This window comes from Actinacidiphila acidipaludis (assembly GCF_019890725.1).
Lineage (GTDB): Bacteria > Actinomycetota > Actinomycetes > Streptomycetales > Streptomycetaceae > Actinacidiphila > Actinacidiphila acidipaludis.
The window spans coordinates 38,590-56,677 of record NZ_JAINZZ010000041.1; the positions used below are offsets into that span (position 1 = coordinate 38,590).

17 protein-coding genes are annotated in these 18,088 nt (G+C 73.9%); 11 read left to right on the forward strand and 6 right to left on the reverse strand.

All coding sequences use genetic code 11. The features are described from left to right. Positions 1–87: 87 nt before the first annotated feature. The 3 genes from K7862_RS26025 to K7862_RS26035 all read left to right on the forward strand — a co-directional run bounded on the left by K7862_RS26025 (position 88) and on the right by K7862_RS26035 (position 5,317). Complete coding sequence (locus K7862_RS26025) at positions 88–441, forward strand: hypothetical protein (protein WP_222966749.1); 354 nt, start codon at positions 88–90, stop codon at positions 439–441. Positions 442–493: 52 nt separating this feature from the next. Continuing rightward, the gene (locus tag K7862_RS26030) at positions 494–4,408 is read left to right on the forward strand and encodes a carboxypeptidase regulatory-like domain-containing protein (protein WP_222966751.1); all 3,915 of its coding nucleotides are present in this window, start codon (positions 494–496) and stop codon (positions 4,406–4,408) included. Positions 4,409–4,909: 501 nt separating this feature from the next. After that, positions 4,910–5,317 (forward strand): nuclear transport factor 2-like protein, encoded by a 408-nt coding sequence (locus K7862_RS26035; protein WP_222966753.1) that lies wholly within the window; start codon positions 4,910–4,912, stop codon positions 5,315–5,317. A gap of 20 nt (positions 5,318–5,337) precedes the next feature. Here K7862_RS26035 and K7862_RS26040 read toward each other — a convergent pair whose 3' ends face one another. The 3 genes from K7862_RS26040 to K7862_RS26050 are packed head-to-tail and all read right to left on the reverse strand — an operon-like array spanning position 5,338 to position 8,959. After that, on the reverse strand, positions 5,338–5,826 hold the full coding sequence (locus K7862_RS26040) for a (2Fe-2S)-binding protein (protein ID WP_222966755.1): 489 nt from the start codon (positions 5,824–5,826) through the stop codon (positions 5,338–5,340). Then, positions 5,823–6,713 (reverse strand): FAD binding domain-containing protein, encoded by an 891-nt coding sequence (locus K7862_RS26045; RefSeq protein WP_222966757.1) that lies wholly within the window; start codon positions 6,711–6,713, stop codon positions 5,823–5,825. The genes K7862_RS26040 and K7862_RS26045 overlap by 4 nt, the downstream gene beginning before the upstream one ends. After that, positions 6,710–8,959 carry a xanthine dehydrogenase family protein molybdopterin-binding subunit gene (locus tag K7862_RS26050; RefSeq protein WP_222966759.1) on the reverse strand — a complete coding sequence of 750 codons (2,250 nt, stop codon included), beginning with the start codon at positions 8,957–8,959 and terminating at the stop codon, positions 6,710–6,712. Before K7862_RS26050 ends, K7862_RS26045 begins: the two co-directional genes overlap by 4 nt. Before the next feature lie 317 nt (positions 8,960–9,276). Between K7862_RS26050 and K7862_RS26055 the strand changes: the two genes are divergently transcribed. Then, positions 9,277–9,903 (forward strand): NADPH-dependent F420 reductase, encoded by a 627-nt coding sequence (locus tag K7862_RS26055; protein WP_222966761.1) that lies wholly within the window; start codon positions 9,277–9,279, stop codon positions 9,901–9,903. A 209-nt stretch (positions 9,904–10,112) separates the two neighbouring features. Beyond that, positions 10,113–10,391, forward strand: coding sequence for a DUF7336 domain-containing protein (locus K7862_RS26060; RefSeq protein ID WP_222966764.1), 279 nt, complete (start codon positions 10,113–10,115; stop codon positions 10,389–10,391). A gap of 134 nt (positions 10,392–10,525) precedes the next feature. Here K7862_RS26060 and K7862_RS26065 read toward each other — a convergent pair whose 3' ends face one another. Further along, a complete protein-coding gene (locus K7862_RS26065; RefSeq protein ID WP_222966766.1) occupies positions 10,526–11,188 on the reverse strand; it encodes a TetR/AcrR family transcriptional regulator in 663 nt (220 codons plus the stop codon). Between the two features lie 57 nt (positions 11,189–11,245). On the opposite strand from K7862_RS26065, the gene K7862_RS26070 reads away from it, so the two are divergent. Then, positions 11,246–11,653: a nuclear transport factor 2 family protein gene (locus K7862_RS26070; protein ID WP_222966768.1), complete on the forward strand. Its 408-nt coding sequence runs from the start codon at positions 11,246–11,248 to the stop codon at positions 11,651–11,653. Positions 11,654–11,842: 189 nt separating this feature from the next. Here the strand turns inward: K7862_RS26070 and K7862_RS26075 are convergent, their stop codons facing one another. Then, the gene (locus K7862_RS26075; RefSeq protein WP_222966770.1) at positions 11,843–12,772 is read right to left on the reverse strand and encodes an AraC family transcriptional regulator; all 930 of its coding nucleotides are present in this window, start codon (positions 12,770–12,772) and stop codon (positions 11,843–11,845) included. A gap of 201 nt (positions 12,773–12,973) precedes the next feature. Between K7862_RS26075 and K7862_RS26080 the strand changes: the two genes are divergently transcribed. After that, positions 12,974–13,960, forward strand: coding sequence for an NADPH:quinone oxidoreductase family protein (locus K7862_RS26080; protein ID WP_222966772.1), 987 nt, complete (start codon positions 12,974–12,976; stop codon positions 13,958–13,960). Between the two features lie 92 nt (positions 13,961–14,052). On the opposite strand, the gene K7862_RS26085 is transcribed toward K7862_RS26080, so the two are convergent. Further along, positions 14,053–14,754 carry an alpha/beta hydrolase gene (locus K7862_RS26085; protein WP_222966774.1) on the reverse strand — a complete coding sequence of 234 codons (702 nt, stop codon included), beginning with the start codon at positions 14,752–14,754 and terminating at the stop codon, positions 14,053–14,055. Positions 14,755–15,144: 390 nt separating this feature from the next. Between K7862_RS26085 and K7862_RS26090 the strand changes: the two genes are divergently transcribed. From K7862_RS26090 to K7862_RS26100, 4 genes are all read left to right on the forward strand, one after another. Beyond that, a complete protein-coding gene (locus K7862_RS26090) occupies positions 15,145–16,128 on the forward strand; it encodes a zinc-dependent alcohol dehydrogenase family protein (RefSeq protein ID WP_222966776.1) in 984 nt (327 codons plus the stop codon). Positions 16,129–16,161: 33 nt separating this feature from the next. Then, positions 16,162–16,290 carry a hypothetical protein gene (locus K7862_RS37830; RefSeq protein ID WP_262413812.1) on the forward strand — a complete coding sequence of 43 codons (129 nt, stop codon included), beginning with the start codon at positions 16,162–16,164 and terminating at the stop codon, positions 16,288–16,290. Positions 16,291–16,378: 88 nt separating this feature from the next. Then, a complete protein-coding gene (locus K7862_RS26095; protein ID WP_222966778.1) occupies positions 16,379–17,482 on the forward strand; it encodes a Gfo/Idh/MocA family protein in 1,104 nt (367 codons plus the stop codon). A 145-nt stretch (positions 17,483–17,627) separates the two neighbouring features. Beyond that, entirely contained in the window at positions 17,628–18,068 is a 441-nt protein-coding gene (locus tag K7862_RS26100; protein ID WP_222966780.1) for a VOC family protein, read from the forward strand. Positions 18,069–18,088 lie beyond the last annotated feature (20 nt).

An 18,088-nucleotide genomic window follows, 5' to 3' on the forward strand; every position in this document is an offset into this window, starting at 1 on the left:
CGGGGTTTCCCGGGTAGTTCTGCGCATTGTCCGCCCCTGGTCGCGCGGCGTTCACTGCTGGCTCTGGGACAGAACGGAGCTGCCGCGATGACTTCTGGCAACGGTGCCGAGCGGTTCGGCGAGGAACCGCCGGCCGCCGGACGGCCCGGCGCGGCTCCGGCGGCGTCCGCACCGTCCGGTGACGAGCCGGCGGACGGCGGCACTCCGCAGGACGGTGACGAGCCCGGCGAGGGCCGCGTGCCCGACGACGCCCCTGCGGCGGACGGCGGCCGGGAGCCCGCGGCCGCGCCGCCGTCGGCGACCGGTGCGGCCGGCGGTTCCCCCCGGGGCGGTACCCAGGCCGCCGCCGACGGCAGCACCAAGGATCCGGCCCCGGCGGAGACCGCGGACCCTCCGCGCCCCTCCCGCCGGAAGCCCGGCGTGGAGTACCGGCCGGTCTGACCGGCGCCCCCATCAGAGTCGGCCCGGCCGACGCACCCTCCCGAGGAGAGCGATGCACAGACGGACACGCATGTGGGCCGCCGGGGTGGCCATCGCCTGCGCGGCGGCGTTCGGCCTGACGGCCGCCGTCCCCGCGCAGGCGGTGGCCACCGCGAGCGGCGGCACACCGCAGAGCACGGCGACCTACAAGCCCGCCGGTTGCGCCCTTCCCGTGCCCCCTTCCGAGCAGAAGGGCGACGCGCCGTACGCCACCTGCGACCTCATGGGCGCGACGAACACCCACGGCGCCCTGGCCGCGGGCTCCCCGGCGCCGCCCGCCGGCTCGCTCACCCCGGCCGACTTCCAGGCCGCGTACCACCTGCCCTCGGGCGGCTCCGGCGCGACGGTCGCGATCGTCGACGCCGGCGGTTACGCGACGGCCGAGGCCGACCTGGCCGTCTTCCGCAGCACCTACGGCCTCCCGGCGTGCACCACGGCGAACGGCTGCTTCGGCAAGCTCGACCAGGCCGGCGGCCACAACCTGCCGCCGGAGAACCCCGACTGGTCCATAGAGACCTCGCTCGACCTGGACGCGGTCTCCTCCGTCTGCCCGAGCTGCCACATCCTGCTCGTCGAGGCCGACTCCCCGGCCCTGGACGACCTCGGCGAGGCCACGGACACCGCCGCCGCGCACCACCCGGTGGCCATCTCCAACTCCTATGGCGTGCCCAACGAGATCAGCACCCCGGAGGCGTACGACCACTACTACGACCACCCCGGGATCGCGGTCACCGCGTCCACCGGCGACTACGGGAACATCGTCAACTGGCCCGCGTCGAACGGCAATGTCGTCGCCGTCGGCGGGACGACGCTGACCCGTGACGCCACCACCGCCCGGGGCTGGACGGAGGCCGCCTGGGCCTCCGGCGGTTCGGGCTGCTCACAGTACGAGCCCCGGCCGGCGTACCAGCAGGCCCTGGACACCGGCTGCGCCGACCGCGCCATCGGCGACATCTCCGCCGACGCCGACCCGGCCACCGGTCTCGGCCTCTACAACTCCACGGCGGTCGGCGGCTGGGCCCGGTACGGCGGCACCTCGCTGTCGTCGCCGCTCGTCGCCGCGATGTACGCGCTCGCCGGCACCCCGACGCCGGGCACCTACCCGGTGACGTACCCGTACGCCGACGCCAACGCCGCCGACCTCAACGACGTGACCGCGGGTTCCGACGGGTACTGCGGCAACCAGCTCTGCACCGCCCGCGCGGGCTGGGACGGCCCGACGGGGCTCGGTTCGCCGGCCGGCGTCGGCGCGCTGCGCCAGGGCCCGCACGGCGTGGTGAGCGGAACCGTGCGCGCGACCGGCTCCAAGGCGGTCACGGGCGCCACCGTCACCGCCACCGGCACCGGCACCGGCACCGGCGGCCGCACGTACAGTGCCACCACCGACGCCTCGGGCGCCTTCACGCTCGCCCCGGCACCGGGCTCGTACACCGTGACCGTGGCGCAGTTCGGCTACGCGACGGCCACCGCGACGCTCAAGGTGGCCGCGGGGGGCACGGCGAAGGAGACGTTCACCCTGCGGGCCCTGCCCACCCACGCCGTCTCCGGCGCCGTCACCGACGCGTCCGGCCACGGCTGGCCGCTCGCCGCGACGGTCGCCGTCAGCGGCTACCCCGGCACGGCGGTCCACACCGACCCGGTGACCGGCCGGTACACCGTCCGGCTGCCGGACAACGGGTCGTACACGCTGCACGTGTCGTCGTCCCTGCCGGGCTACCGGGCCGCGGACGCCGCGGTCGCCGTCGGCACCCGCGACGTCCGCCACGACGTGACGCTGCCCGTGGACGCGACGGCCTGCACCGCGCCCGGCTACCGCTACGGCTACGCGGGCACCACGACCGACTTCGAGGGCTGGAACGGCGCCACGCCGCAGGACGGCTGGACCGTCACCGACGACAGCGGCTCCGGCATCACCTGGCGGTTCGACGACCCGGGGCACTACGGCAACGACACGGGCGGCACCGGTCAGTTCGCCGAGGTCGACTCCCGCAACGGCGGCAACGACACGCACGAGACCACCACCCTGGTCTCGCCGGTGCTCGACATGAGCGGTGACGCCACGCCGATCGTGTCCTTCGCCAACTCCTTCACCTCACCGCTGTACAACTCCAACGCGTACGTCGAGGTCAGCGTCGACGGCGGGAAGAGCTGGACCTCGGTCTGGCACATGGCCCGCACGATCTCCTACGGGCCCGAGGTCGTCGCACTCCCGCAGGCCGCGGGCAAGAGCGACGTGCGGGTGCGGTTCCGGTACGACGCCGTCCACTCCTGGTTCTGGAAGGTCGACGACGTCTTCATCGGCGAGCGTTCCTGCGACACCACGGCCGGCGGCCTCGTGGCGGGCACCGTGACCGACGCCAACACCGGCACAGGACTGACCGGCGCCACCGTCAGAGTGGCCGGCACCCCGGCGGACACCACGGACGCCGGGGCCTACGAGCTGTTCGCGCCCGCCTCGGCCGCCGACGGCTCGGGCCGCACCGCACTGGGCGTCACCGACGGCGCCTACACCGCGGCCACGGCGAAGATCAGCGTGGCCCGCGACCGCGTCACCGGGAAGGACTGGCGGCTGGGCGCCGGCCGCATCGGCGTCTCCGGCGGCCCGCTCCGGGTCACCCAGCCACTGGGCGGATCCACGACCCGGACCGTGACGCTCCGCAACACCGGCACGGCTCCCGTCCACGTCCTGCTCAGCCCGCAGGAGGGCTCGTACACGCCCGGCTCGCACGCCGCCGGCACGGCGACGTCCGGCGGCGCGCGGGTCCGGCACGCCGGGGGCGACTTCACCCGCGGCTCGCTGCTCACTGGCACGCCGCGGAGCGCCGAGGCCGGTTCGGCGGACGCGGCGCCCGTGGCCGGCGGTACGGCCTGGACCGTCTCCGACGCCCTGCCCGGACCGGTGATGGACAGCGGCTCGGTGACGGTCGACGGCAAGGTGTACTCCTTCGGCGGCACCGACGGAGGGAGCCTGCTGTTCAAGGCCTCGGTCCACGACCCGGCCACCGGCGGGTGGCGGCGGCTGGCGAACATGCCGCAGGGCCTGGAGAAGCCGGGCGTGGAGGCGATCGGCGGCAGCGTCTACGTCTTCGGCGGCTGGGACAGCACCGGCAGCGCGTCGGCCGCGGTGTACCGGTACGACCCGGCGCACGACACCTGGACCGCGGTCGCGCCGCTCCCCTCGGGCGTCGTCGCGGGCGGCACCGCGGTGCTCGGTGGCCGGCTGTACGTGATCGCGGGCTGCGGCGGCAACTGCTTCCCGGTCTCGCAGGCGACCTACGTCTACGACCCGGGGACCGACTCCTGGAGCCAGGCCGCGGACTACCCGGTCACCGACACGTGGCTCTCCTGCGCCGGCATCGACGGCCAGGTCGTCTGCGCGGGCGGCTCCGATCCGGTCAGCGGCCAGGAGACGGCGGCGACGTACGCGTTCGATCCGGTCGCGGGCACCTGGACCGCGCGGGCCGACCTGCCCTACCCCAACTGGGCCATGTCCTCTGCCTCCTCCGGCGGCCGGCTGCAGCTGGTCGGCGGTGTCAGCGGCGGGGAACTCACCAACCAGGGCGAGGAGTACGACCCGGCGACCGACGCTTGGTCGGCGCTGCCCGCGGCCAACACCCTGGCGTACCGCGGCAGCGGCGCGTGCGGGCTGTATGTGGTGGGCGGCTCGGACGCCATGAACAATCCGGTCACCGGCGTCGAGCAGCTTCCCGGGTACGGCGACTGCGGCAGTTCCGGCAGCGCCGCGTGGCTGTCGGCGCCGCACTCGGTGACCGTCGCGCCGGGCGCCACGGTGACCGTACGGGTGGCCTTCGACGCCGGGAAGGTCGGTCGGACCGGCACGTACGCCGGCGGGCTGACCGTCGGCACCGACTCCCCGTACGCGGTGCCGTCGCTCGCCGCCACGATGAAGGTGACGGCGCGGCACTGAGCGCGCACCGGCCCGCCGCCTGAGCATGGCCGGCACGTGAGGGGGCTCCCGGGAATCCGTCCCGGGAGCCCCTTCGGCATGCCGTGGTCGCCGCTCTCGTCGACTCGCCTGCCGGTCGCCCGGACCGGGAGAGGACCGGCCGTCCTCCCGAAGGGCGAAGGCGCGGGCGACGGCCTGACACGGGTCGTCGTGGCCACGGGCCGTGCGCGGCGCTTCGAGGGCGCAGGGGGCCGGGGCGCTGCAGGCGGGATCGTCCGCGGCCAGGCCCCTTTCCGCGGCGACGACCCGGGCCGGTGCCTCGGTGTGGCGGCGGCACATGGCCCGGACGTGGTCGCGCAGCGCGGAGGGGGTGTCGTGCAGGTCGCCGGGGTCTCCCTGCGCAGGCCCGGCCCGCCGCCCGCGGCCACCGGCGCCGCGGTCGCCCCCGCCGCCACGCCCCGTCGATCCCGGTTTCCTCTCTGACCGGCGGTTAGGCTGGCCCCGCCACGGAAGGACGATGCCATGGATGCCGACGACCGCATCAGGGCCGCGATCGAGGAGCACTGGCAGGCCTCGGAACGCGGGGACACCGAAGCCGAACACGCCGTCTACGCCGCCGACGCGATCCTGGACTACCCGCAATCGGGTGAGCGGTTCCACGGCCGCGGCACGATCGCGGCGCAGCGCGGCGGTCACCCGGCGGACCGGCACTTCACCGTCACGCGGATCACCGGCCACGCGACCCTGTGGGTCAGCGAATGCGTCATCACCTACGACGGCGTGCCGACGTTCTCGGTCAGCGTCATGGAGTTCGACGGTGACCACGTGGTGCACGAGACGCAGTACTTCGCCGATCCCTTCGAAGCCCCGGCCCGGCGGGCCGCGCTCGCGGAGCCGATGCCGGGCCGGACGATCGCCGGGCCCGCCTGACCACAGGGTGGCACCGTCCGTCAGCCGGCGGGAGGTTCGGTCCCGCCGCTGCCGGCGGCGCGGCGGACGGCCCGGCGGATCGCGGCGTAGCCCGTGCAGCGGCAGAGGTTGGACGCCAGCAGTTCGCGCAGCCGGTCGGGATCGTCGGCGACGGCCGGGTCCTCGTCGAGGGCCGCGGCGGTCAGCATGAGGAAGCCCGGGCTGCAGAAGCCGCACTGCAGGGCGTGTTCATGGCTGAACGCCGTCTGCAGCGGGTGGGGCGTGCCGTCGGCCGCCGCGAGGCCCTCGACGGTGCGCACGGTGCTGCCGTCGCACTGGACGGCGAACAACAGGCAGCCGCGGACGGCGGTGCCGTCCACCTGGACCGTGCAGGCCCCGCACGCCCCGTGCTCGCAGCCCAGGTGCGTGCCGGTGAGGCCGCAGTCCTCGCGCAGTGCGTCGGCCAGGGTGCGCCGGGGTTCGACGTCCAGGCGGCGTTCCTCGCCGTTGACCGTCAGCGTGATCCTCATGTCCGCTCCGTGAGGTCGTCGCGGGCCCGGTGCAGGGCCCGCTGCGTCAGGACCCGCACGGCGTGCTGCCGGAAGGGGATGCCGGCGGGCGGATCGGCCGGCGGGTCCGCGACCGTCTCGGCGCTCGCCGCCGCGGCCTCGGTGATCGCCTCGTCGGTCGGCGGCCGGCCGGTCAGCAGCCCTTCGGCAGCGGGGGCGCGCACGGGTCGCGGGGCTGCGCCGGCCAGTCCGATCCGGGCGTCGACGACCGTGCCGTCGGCCACGCGGAGGGCGACGGCGACGGAGAGCACCGCGAACCCGGCTGCGGTGGGCCGGTGTTCCAGGAAGGCGACGCCGGTGGCGCTGGGAAGGACGGGGAAGCGGGCCTCGGTCAGCATCTCCCCCGGCGCGAGCGCGGTGGTGAAGGGGCCGGCGAGGAACTCCTCCGCGGCCAGGGTGCGGTGTCCCAGCACGCTTCGCAGGTCCAGTTCGGCGCCCAGGGTGACGGCCAGCGTGGGCCACTCGGCCGTGGGGTGGGCGTAGGCCAGGCTGCCGAGCATGGTGCCGCGGGCCCGGATCGGCGGGTGCGCGAGGCAGTGGGCCGCGAGCGCCAGGAGCCGCCCCAAGGGACCCTCGTCCACGGGCTGTTCGAAAGCCCGGTGGCGGACCAGGGGGCCGACCCGCAGCCGTGCCCCGTCGTCCGGGGCGTCATCGGTCTGCAGCAGGCCGAGATGGGGGACGGTGTTGATGTCGACCAGCCGGGTGGGCCGGACGGCGCGGTGGTTCATCTCCAGCACCAGACTCTGCCCGCCGGCCAGGACGTGCGACTCCTCCGGGGCGGCGGCCAGTTCCCGCAAGGCGTCCTCCAGCGTGCTCGCCGCGGTGTACGCGAACGCCGCCGGTTTCATCGCGCGGCCTCCCAGCAGGTCTCGGGGGTCAGGGGCATGGCCAGGGCCGGCGGGTCGATCTGCAGCGCGTCGGCGACGGCGTTGACCACGGCCGGCGGGACGCCGATGCACCCGGCCTCACCGGCTCCCTTGGCGCCCAGCGCGGTGTTCGGGTCCGGCGAGCAGGTCTCCGCCTGCGCCACCTCCGGCATCTCGGCGACGGTGGGCAGCAGGTAGTCCAGGAGCGACACCGACCTGGGCACGCCGTCCTCGTCGTGGACGCTCTCCTCACACAGCGCCTGGCCGAGCCCCTGCGCGATCGACCCGTAGGTCTGGCCGCGCACGATCAGCGGGTCGATCACCGTGCCGTAGTCGTCCACGGCGACCAGCCGCAGGACGCGTACCGATCCCAGCTCCGGGTCGACCTCGACCACCGCCACGTAGGCACCGAAGGGGAACGCCTGCGGAGGCTCCACCTGTGCCTCGGCGCGCAGCGGTTCGCGCCTGGCAAGGTCGGCGAACGTGAACGTCCGGCCGCCCGCTCGCAGCGTGCCCCCGTCGAGAGTGACGTCGCCGGCAGGGACGCCGGCCAGGGCCGCGGCCCGTTCGCGGGCCTCCCCGGCCAGGCTCCGCGCGCTCTGCAGCAGCGCCTCGCCGCCGTTCTGCATCGAGCGGGAGGCGAAGGAGCCCACGCCGCGCGGCACGAGGGCCGTGTCCCCCTCGACCACCCGGACGCGGTGCCGGTCCACGCCCAGCTCGCGCGCGACCACGCGGGCGAAGCTCGTCGCATGACCCTGCCCGGTCGAGCAGCACCCCGAGGTGGCGGTGAAGGTCCCGTCGGCGTGCGCCTCGACCGCGCCGAACTCGCCGCCGGCTCCCGAGCGTTCGACGTAGGCGCAGATGCCGATGCCGAGCGGAGGGCCGCCGTGCTCGCGGCGGCGCGCCTGCTCGGCGCGCCAGTGCCCGTGGCCGGCGGTTTCCAGGGCCAGGTCCAGGGCGGCCGCGTAGTCGCCGCTGTCGTAGCGGAAGCCGGTCGGCGTGTCGTACGGGAAGCGGTCCGGTGGGACGAAGTTGCGGCGCCGCAGCTCCGCCGGGTCCATGCCGAGCCATCGGGCGAGCAGGTCCACGGTGCACTCCACCGCGTAGGCCGCCTCCGGCCGGCCCGCGCCGCGATAGGGGCACAGCGGCGGTGTCGTCGTCAGCAACGCCCGCGCCCGCACGTGGACGTGTGGGGTGGCGTAGGCGCCGGCGGCCATCCGGGCGGTCACCTCGGGCAGGAACCAGCCGGTGTGCGGATATCCGCCCACGGCGGCGTCGGTGCGCAGCTCCATGGCGAGGAAACGGCCGGTGGCGTCGGCGGCCAGCCGTACGTCCTGCGTCTGCGCGCGTCCGCGCGGGCCGGCGGTGAGCGCCTCGTGACGGTCCTCCACCCAGCGCACCGGGCGGCCCAGCCGGCGTGCGGCGAGGACCACCGCCAGGTACTCCGGCCATGTCTCGCTCTTGCCGCCGAACGCGCCGCCCACGTCGGGCACGACCACGCGTACGTCCCCGGGCGGCAGGCCGAACACCTCCGCGATGTCGTTCCGCAGCCGGTGCGGCGCCTGGTGGGAGCACCACACGGTGAGCGCCCCCGCGGGCTCGGGCCGCACGAGGATCGCCCGGGCCTCCATCGACGTGTGGCACAGCGGCGGATGCCGGTACCGCGCCCGCACGACGACGGCCGCCCGGTCCCACACCCGCGGGTCGACGGGCTCGCCGACGGTGGTCTCCATGGCGACGTTCGAGGCGCCCGGGTGAAGACGGACCTCGTCGCCGGCGGAGTCGGCGGGGTCCAGCACGGCGGGCAGGGCGTCGATCGACACGCGCGCGGCGTCCCGGCCGTCCTCGGCCAGGTAGCGGTCGTCCGCCACCACCACCGCGACCGCTTCGCCCGCGTACCGGACGCGGTCCGTGGCGAGGGCAGGCCACGCGCGGCCGTGGCCAGGCTCAGGGCGCATCATCGGCGGCACGAGGGGAACGTCGTCGAGGTCCGCGGCGGACCAGGCGCCGAGCACCCCGTCGACCCGGCGTGCCGCGGTCAGGTCGACCGACCGCAGGAGGCCGTGCGCCACGGGGCTGCGGACGAAGGCGGCGTCGGCGCAGTCGGGAACGCGCAGGTCGGCGACGAATCGGCCGTGTCCGGACAGCAGCGGCGGGTCCTCGACCCGTGTCGTGGCCGCGTCCTGGCGGCCCGCCGCCGTCGTCCCTTCGCGTCCCGGATCCGGCATCGTCGCCTCCTCGCCGCACGGTCGGCCTGTACGGACCGGCTACCCCCTCGGTCGCGTTCGTCCCACGGAAGGCGACGGCGGCATGCGCCCGGCCGGTGCGGGCGGGTCTGTATGGGCGGGTCGGCGGGGACTGGTCGGCGCGGACGAATCGGCGCGGGCGGCCTCGGGGAACCCGGGTTCGCGGGGCGCTGGGGCGGGAACGCCGTGCCGGTTTCCCGGGGACGTGCCGGGAAACCCGTTGACGGAATGCCGTGGGTCCGGCGGCCGGCCGGGCCGGCGGTCGCGGCGGGAATCGCGCGAGCGACCAGGAGGACATCGTGCGTATCGGGATCATCGGCGCGGGCCGCATCGGCTCGTCCCTGGCCCGGCACTTCGCCGGGATCGGCCACGAGGTGGTGCTCGCCAACTCGCGGGGACCGGAGACGCTGCAGGCGCTGGTCACCGGGATCGGCGGGCCGGTCCGGGCGGGCACGGTCGAGGAGGCAGCGGCGTTCGGCCAGGTGGTCGTGGTCAGCGTGCCGTACGGGCGCCACCGCGAACTGCCCGCCGAGACGCTGCGGGGCAAGGTCGTCATCGACACCTGCAACTACTACCCCGAGCGGGACGGCCACGACGCCGAGCTGGACGGGGACAGCACGACGTCCAGCGAGAAGATCCAGGCGTTCACCGGTGCGGACGTGGTGAAGGCGTTCAACGCCATCTACTGGGAGTACCTGCGGGACCGCGGGCGGCCGCGGGGGGATCCCGGGCGTCTGGCGATCCCCGTCTCCGGAGCCGACGAGGAGGCCAAGGCGGTCGTCGCCGGCCTGATCCGGGACATCGGGTTCGACCCGGTGGACGCCGGGCGGCTCGGCGAGGGCGGCCGCAAGCACCAGCCGGGCACCACGGTCTACGGCGCCGAGCTGTCCGCGGCCGAGACCGAGGCCCTGCTGCACGCCGCATGACCCGGCGGGCGGTGGCGTGACCGGGAGGGGTGCGGCGCCATCGGGTGGCCGGCCGACCCGATCTCCGCAGGCCCACCCCACGCCCCGGACGCACTTTCCACTGAGCTCGCGCAGGTCCGTGAAGAGTGCCTGCCCGGCCACGGGTGAACGGCAACGACCTCAGCTCTGACGCGAGCGTTCACCGGATGGGCGCCGGGTAGCCTGCGCCCGTGAAGGTCTATCCCCTCTGGCACATCAGTCACCAGAACGAGGCCGGCCCATACGGCGAGACGATCCACCTTGACGACGGGGGCGTGTTCATCGACGAGCAGGACGGCGACGACGTCAAGCTGCTCGGTATCTACTCCTCCGAGGCCGCGGCCGATCAGCGGATGCGCCGCGCCCGTCTTCTACCGGGCTTCACCGACGAGCCGGACTGCTTCCAGATCGGAGAGTACGGCCTCGATGAGGACCACTGGACCGAGGGCTTCGTCCGCGTGCCGGTGTAGGCCTTGGGTGAGTGACCCCGCCGGGGCAGGCCGTTCACGCCACTTCGCTGAACCCCTTCCTCCCCGGCGAAGGCCCTTTCCCACCGGTTCCGGGCCCGCCGCCGCCAACCCGCGAGGCCCGCCCGGCCGGAGCACTAGCCCCGCACGGGCAGCCCGTGGTCGATGAGCGCCAGGGCGGCGGCGCGCACCCGGTCGTCGGACGCGAGGGCGGGGTCGACCTGGCACTGCATGGCGATCCCGCGGACGAGCCCGACGAGCGCCACGGCCGTCGCGGCGGGGTCGATGTCGGCGCGCACGCTGCCGTCCGCCCGGCCCTCGGCGAGCGCGTCGCGCAGGTAGTCGCGGAAGAAGGCGTCCCGGCGGGTGAAGGCGGCGCTGAGGCCCGGCTCCTCGTCGCCGACGGCGGCGGCCCACAGGCGCAGGAAGACGCGCATGGCCCTGGCGTCGGAGCGGACGGTGCCCAGGTAGTCGTCCACGACGTTGAGCACGTGCGCGCGCCCTCGCCGTCCTTCGGGCGCCGGGGTGAACCGTCCCTGGACGGTCTCGGCCAGACGCACCATCAGCTGGTCGCGGCTGCCGAACTGGTGGTTGACGATGCCCCGCGAGTAGCCGGCCCGTTCGCCGACGGCGGCGGTCGTCACGGCCCGCACGCCGCGGTCGGCGACGATGGCGAAGGCGGCGTCCAGCAGACGCTCCTCGGTCAGTGCACGTCGTTCCGCCTGCGTCCGGGAAGGCGCGGGCGGGGGCGCGGCGACGGCTGCTGCCGGCCTGTCCTCGGAGTTCTGCTCGGTTGACACGGGAGAATCGTAGCGCGCAAACTTACTTGCTAAGTGCTCAGCAACTTGGAGGCTTCGATGAGTGGCGGCGATGTTGTGCGGGCGTTGTACGAGGCTCTGCGCGCCGGCGACGTGCCCGGCGTGATGGCGCGGCTCGATCCCGAGGTGGTCGTGGACGAACCTCCGGCCCTCCCCTACGGCGGAGTCCACCGCGGCCGCGACGTGTTCGCGCAGGCGGTGCTGGGCGCGATGATGACGTACGCGGCGGTCGAGATCACCGCATTCGACGTCTTCGAGAGCGCCGCGGGGGTCGTCGGAACCCTCACCGGGACGCTCACGGCCCATTCCACCGGGGAGGCATTCCCGCTCACCATGGTGGAACTGCATGACGTCGTCGGCGAAACGACGCGGAAGATCGATGTCTACGTCAAGGACCCGGCCGCGCTCGCCGCCTTCTACGCCCGCGCCGGCGCCTCGGCCGCCTGAAACCGCCCGAGACCGCTTGAAGCGTGCGCGCGACCGTCCGGAATTCCTGCGGCGCCGTCCAGCCGTGGCACATGACGGTATTTCCGCTTCGCGGAGTGCAGCAAGGAGAATGCGTCTCCACCGCAGAAGTTGGGACCGCACCCGACGCTGGAACAGCTCGCCGGGCACGGCGACGGGGAAGACGGCGTCTCACCCGGAGGCGTCCGCCCCGGGGCCGGCCCGGGCGACCGCCCGATAGCGGCCGGGCGACGTGCCCATGATCCTCTTGAATGCGTGACTGAAGGCGCTCTCCGAGCTGTAGCCCCATTCGGACGCGATCGAGGAGATCTTCCGTGTGCCGCCGCGCAGGTCCCGCGCCGCGGACCGGATGCGCCAGCGGGCCACGTATTCCAGTGGCGGCATGCCGACGAGGTTCGAGAACCGCGCGAAGAACCCCGACCGCGACAGCCCGACCTTGGCCGCCAGTTCCGCGACCGTCCAGTGCATCGCCGGCGACTCGTGGATGAGCTCGAGGGCCTGGCCGATCTGCGGATCGGCCAGGGCCGTCAGCCACGCCCCGCCCGCGTTCCCCTTGGCTGCGATGTGGGCGCGCAGGACCTGGACCAGGACGATGTGCGCCAGCCGCTCGGTGATCAGCTGCGATCCGAGTCCGGACGACGCCGTCTCCGCGGCCAGTTGCCGCAGGGAGCTCCTGATCGGCTCGGCCGGCCGCGAGGCCGCCGGAACGTGGACCAGTTCGGGCAGGACGTCCAGCAGGACGGCGGCGTTGGCCTCGTCGAAGTGGAAGCCGCAGCCGACGACGACTGTGTCGGGCGCGGCGCCCCACCGGACCGTGCCGCCGGGGACGAAGTTGCGGAAGACCTCCGCGCTGGACGTCAGGGGCACGTCGGGTCCGCTGCGCAGCCAGTAGGGGCGGCCGTTGCCGAGCAGGTAGCAGTCACCCTGCTCGATCAGGACGGGCTCGTCCAGACCCTCGGCCCAGACCTCACAGCTCCCCCGCAGTACGGCGCCGAGTTTGATGTGGCGATATCCGTGGAATTGAATGCCCCACGGCGCCTGTGCTTCGAGACGGGCGAACTGGGCCGCCCGCACGTCGAGCAGACCGAATACATCGGTCAACGGATCCATAGGTCGCCCTTGAAACTCCGGGTATGCGCCAGCGTTCCTCCATCATGGCACACAGCCCGATCTCTCCCGCCGCACGCGCGAAATGCGTGCGCGCGCGTCCGGACCTCTTGTTCGTGCGTCCCTGGAAGCACCGCGCGAGGCGCGGCCGGCACGACACTGAACTTTTCGGTCTCGCACAAGGAGCACAGCGGAATGTTTTCCGGACAGGCATGGCGTCTCGAGCGGTTCGGTCCCCCCGAAGAGTCCGTGGAACTGCGGCAGATGACGTGGGCGGAGCCCTCGCCCGGCCAGGTGCTCGTCCGTGTCCGCGCGGCGGGCGCCGGTTACCCCGACGTCATGATGACCGCCGGCCGGTTCCCGCTGCTGGGCAACCCGCCGTTCGGTCTCGGCGAGGAGGCGGCGGGCGAGGTCGTGGCGGCGCCGGCCGGCTCGCGGTTCGCCGTGGGCGAGCGGGTCACCGGCATCACCGCGTTCCTGGAGGGCTGGGGCGGATACGCCGAATACGCCTATCTGCGCGAGGAGTCGACGATGCGCGTGCCCGCCGGCATGACCGACGAGGAGGCCGCGGGATTCCCCATCGCGTTCCGCACCGCCTACGCGGGTCTCGTGGAACGCGCTCCGGTCGAGGCCGGGCAGACGCTGCTCGTGCTGGGCGCGGCCGGCAGCAGCGGCGGGGCGGCCCTGCAACTCGGAAAGGCCCTCGGCGCCACGGTGATCGCCGTGGCGGGGAGCCAGGAGAAGCTGGACCTCTGCACGCGTTTCGGCGCCGATCACCCGATCAACCACCGTACGGAGGACCTCCCTTCGCGCATCGCGGACCTCACCGGGGGCCGCGGCGCCGACGTGGTGTTCGATCCGGTGGGAGGCGACACGGCGTCGGCCGCGCTGCGGGGGATCGCCCGCAACGGGCGCATCGTCCTCATCGGTCTCGCCAGCGGCAGGCCGGTGGCCCTGGACGCGATGGACCTGCTGCTGCGCAACTACTCGGCTGTCGGCGTCCTCGCCACGCCCGTCTCGCCCGAGGCGGAGGCCGCGGCCTGGGGACGCCTGGCGGAGCTGGCCGGGGACCGGCGGATCTCGGTCCCGCTCGGCCGGGTGTACGACTTCGCGGAGGTCCCGCGGATGATCGCCGAGCAGAGCGCGCCGGGCGCGGGGAAGTCCGTGGTGCGGCTCCCCTGACACCTGCGGGCACCGCGGGCACCGCCGACGCCGGTTCCGGCGGGTCGTGACGACCCGCCGGAACCGGCGTTCGGTGTGCCGGACGCGGCGTCTCAGGAGGTGGCGGCGTCGGCGTCGGCGGTGACGATCTCGGCGAGGCGCGAGGGCATCGAGAGGAACGGGGAATGCCCGGCCTCCAGGCTGTAGGTGCGCCCGGAGCGGGCCGCCATCATCCGCTGGAAGCCGGCGGGGAGCGCGTTGTCCTGCTCGCAGACGATGTAGCGGGACTCGACGGACTGCCAGGCGGCCGCGCTCAGGGGCTCGTTGAAGGACGCGATGCTCTGCGGGACCAGCCGCCCGGCGGCCCAGGCGGCGACCTCGTCGGGCACGCCGTTGTAGAAGTACTCGCGGGGCTCCGGGTTGGGCGGCAGAGTTCCGGTCAGCCCGGTCGGCAGCGTGCCGCCGCTCTGGCTGCCGAGCGAGTCGCCCTTGTCGAGCTGGAACGCCGACAGGTAGATCAGCCGCGTCACGTTGGCGGCCGAGGCGGCGGCCTCGGTGGCGGGGATGCCGCCATAGGAGTGCGCGAGCACGGTGACCGGGCCGTCGAGTGCGGCCAGGCGTTCGCCGATGGCACGGGCGTCCTCGTACATGCCCGCGTGGTGCCCGGCGTCCGGCGCGGCGCTGGGGAGCTCGACGGTGGCGGTCTGCCAGCCCAGACGCTCCAGTTCGGGCGTGAGGTGATCCCAGCACCAGGCGCCGTGCCATGCCCCGTGGACCAGCAGGACGGTGGGGCGGCTCATGTCGTTGGCGGGCATGCGCCATCCTTTCTGTGTTTCCGGCGTTTCCGGTGTTTTCGGCGGTTCCGGTCTTCCGCGACGCGCGATCCCTTTCCGGGAAAGGGTGGTCGCGCTCGTGAATTCCGTGTCCTGGCCCCTGCCAGGGAATGGCGCCAGCGCGTACCAGGCCTGGGCTATTCCCCGCACCCCGCTTTGTGCGCGAGCGTCCTGAGAAAATGCGCCGGGGTCCGGAAGACCACTCGCAAAAGCATGCATGTGCACATACTGGGGTGCGTCCAGCCCGGACCGGCCTTGTCTCAGGCCGGGCCCCGCCCCGCCCGAGATGAAGAGCGGCCGGGTCGGAACGACAGTGGAAACGTGCCGCCGCGGCCCCGGGCCTCGCGGTCGCGACCGACCTGAGGAGTCACCATGCGCGCTCTCGTCCTGAACGAGTTCGACACGCCCCTGCGGCTGACCGAGATCGAGACCCCGACGGCCGGCCCGGGCCAGGTTCTCGTCAAGGTCGGGGCGAGCGGCGTGAACCCGCTCGACACCAAGATCCGGGCGGGCAAGGCGGCACACGCACGACGCGTCCTGCCGGCCGTGCTGGGCCTCGACCTGGCGGGCGTCGTGGCGGCCGTCGGCCCGGACGTCACCGGCTTCGCCCCCGGCGACGAGGTGTACGGGCTCACCGGCGGCGTCGGCGACCTGCAGGGCTCGCTGGCCGAGTACGCGGCCGTGGACGCCCGGCTCCTGGCGCCCAAGCCGGCCTCGCTGAGCATGCGCGAGGCGGCGGCGCTCCCCCTGGTGGCCATCACCGCCTGGGAGGGGCTGGTCGACCGGGCGGCCGTGGACTCCGGCCAGAAGGTGCTGGTCCACGGCGGCGCCGGGGGCATCGGGCACGTGGCGATCCAGATCGCCCGGGCGCGCGGCGCCGAGGTCTTCGCCACCGGCTCCCCCCGCAGCCTCTCCACCATCGAGAAGCTCGGCGCGACACCGATCGACTACACCTCCACGAGTGTGGAGGAGTACGTCGAGACGCACACCGCGGGCGAGGGCTTCGACGTCGTCTTCGACACCGTGGGCGGCGCCACCCTCGACGCGTCCTTCGCCGCCGCCCGCTACTACACCGGCCACGTGGTGAGCGCGCTCGGCTGGGGCACGCACAGCATCGCCCCGCTGTCGTTCCGCGGCGCGACCTACTCGGGCGTCTTCACCCTGCTGCCGATGCTGACCGGCCGGGCCCGCGAGCACCACGGGCAGATCATGGCCAACGTGACGGCGCTGGTGGACCAGGGTCTGCTGACTCCCCTGGTGGATCCCCGCCACTTCACGCTCGAGACCGTCGCCGACGCCCACCGGACCGTCGAGACCGGTGACGCCCGCGGCAAGGTCGTCGTCGATGTGGCCTGACCTCGGCACCGGCAGACCGGGACAGGAGGTCCGATGGCGACGCCCGGCGGCACTCCCTACCGGCTGACGCCCAACCTCTTCGGCATCGGCGCACACCTCCTCCCCCGGCTTCCGGCTCCCTCCCCCGGCCGCCGCGGACTGACCCCCGCTTTCGCCGACTGACCTCCACCCCCGCCCCGGACCGGCCCGGTCCCTCGGCAGTCCGCCGGCAGCACCTGCGCGCCGGCGCATCCAAGCAAAGGAACATCCCATGAAGACCATCGGCGTCGGCATTATCGGCGCGAGCAGCGGCGGCTGGGCCTCGCTCAGCCACCTGCCGGCCTTGCGCGCCCTCGACGGCTTCGAGGTGCGGGCGGTCGCAACCACCCGTCAGGCCTCCGCCGAAGCGGCGGCCGCCGAGTACGGCGTCCCGCTCGCGTTCGACAACGACCGGGATCTGGTGTCCCATCCGGACGTCGACCTGGTCGTCGTGGCCGTCAAGGTCCCCTATCACCGGCCGCTGGTCTCGACAGCGCTCGCCGCGGGAAAGACGGTCTACTGCGAGTGGCCGCTGGGCGTGTCCCTGGGCGAGGCCGAGAGCCTGACCGCCGACGCGGCGGCCGCGCAGGCCCGCACCGTCATCGGCCTCCAGGCGCGCAACGCCCCGGTCATCCGCTATGTGCGTGACCTGGTCGAGGAAGGGTTTGTGGGACGGGTCCTCGGGACCACCATGGTGGGCTCGGGTGTGGCGTGGGGGCCCGAGACCACCGGCGCGCAGGCCTACACGTTCGACGCGTCGCAGGGTGCCACCGCGCTGACCGTGCCGGCGATGCACGCCGTCGACGCCCTGAACTTCGTGCTGGGCGACTTCACCGAGGTGACCGCGCGCCTGGGGACGGCCCGCCCCGAGGTGCACCTGTCGGACACCGGTGAGGTCCGGCCGGTGACCGCACCGGACCAGATCGCGATCAGCGGCGCGCTCGGACTCGGCGCGGTGGCCTCGGTGTACTACCGCGGCGCCTTCTCGCGCGGGGACAACTTCCACTGGGAGATCAACGGCACCAGGGGCGACCTGGTGCTCACCGCCGACGGCCCCAACGGGAACCTGCAGGTCGCCGACCTGCGGCTCCAGGGCGGTCGTGACGCCGACACCGGCGTCACCGAGATGCCCGTGCCCGACGCCTACTACGGCCGCGTCCCGCGCACCCTCACCGGGCCCGCGCACAACGTCGCGCAGACCTATGCCGCCCTCGCCGAGGACCTGCGCGCCGGCACCAGCACCGTGGCGGGCTTCGACCACGCACTGCGGCAGCACCGGCTGATCGACGCCATCGAGACGTCCGCGCGGACGGGCACGGTCCGGACGCTCGGCTGACGATCCGTCTGCCGCCCTCTCCCCGCCCGCTGTCTTGCTGCGGAGTCCTCCGCTGATGTCCCGGCGTCCGGGACGCGATGCCCGAGCCACTACAGTTCTAATGTCAACTCGTGAGTTCATCCATTAGCCGACAGGAGAACTTCCCATGGCATCCACACCGCGCGCCGGACACATCGGCATCAGCGTGACCGATCTGGCCGTCTCCCGCGCCTTCTACCAGGAGGTCCTCGGCTTCGAGCTGATCGCCGAGGACCCGGCCCGGGGCCACTGCTTCCTCGGCCATGCGGGCCAGGTCGTCCTGACCCTGTGGCAGCAGGCCGACGAGCCCTTCGCCCACACCCGCGCCGGTCTGCACCACCTGGCTTTCGAGGTCGACTCGCTGGCCGATGTGGTGGCCGCGCAGAGCCGGGTCAGGGCCCTCGGGGCGCGCTTCGTCCACGAAGGCGTCGTGGCGCACGCCGAGGGCGCGTCCTCCGGCGGGATCTTCTTCCGCGACCCGGACGGGACCCGGCTGGAGATCTACGCCCCCGCGGGTGTCGAGGCCGAGGCCCCGCACGGCGAGGCGCCCACCTGCGGCTTCTTCTGACGGGCCGCCCCGCGGTGGCC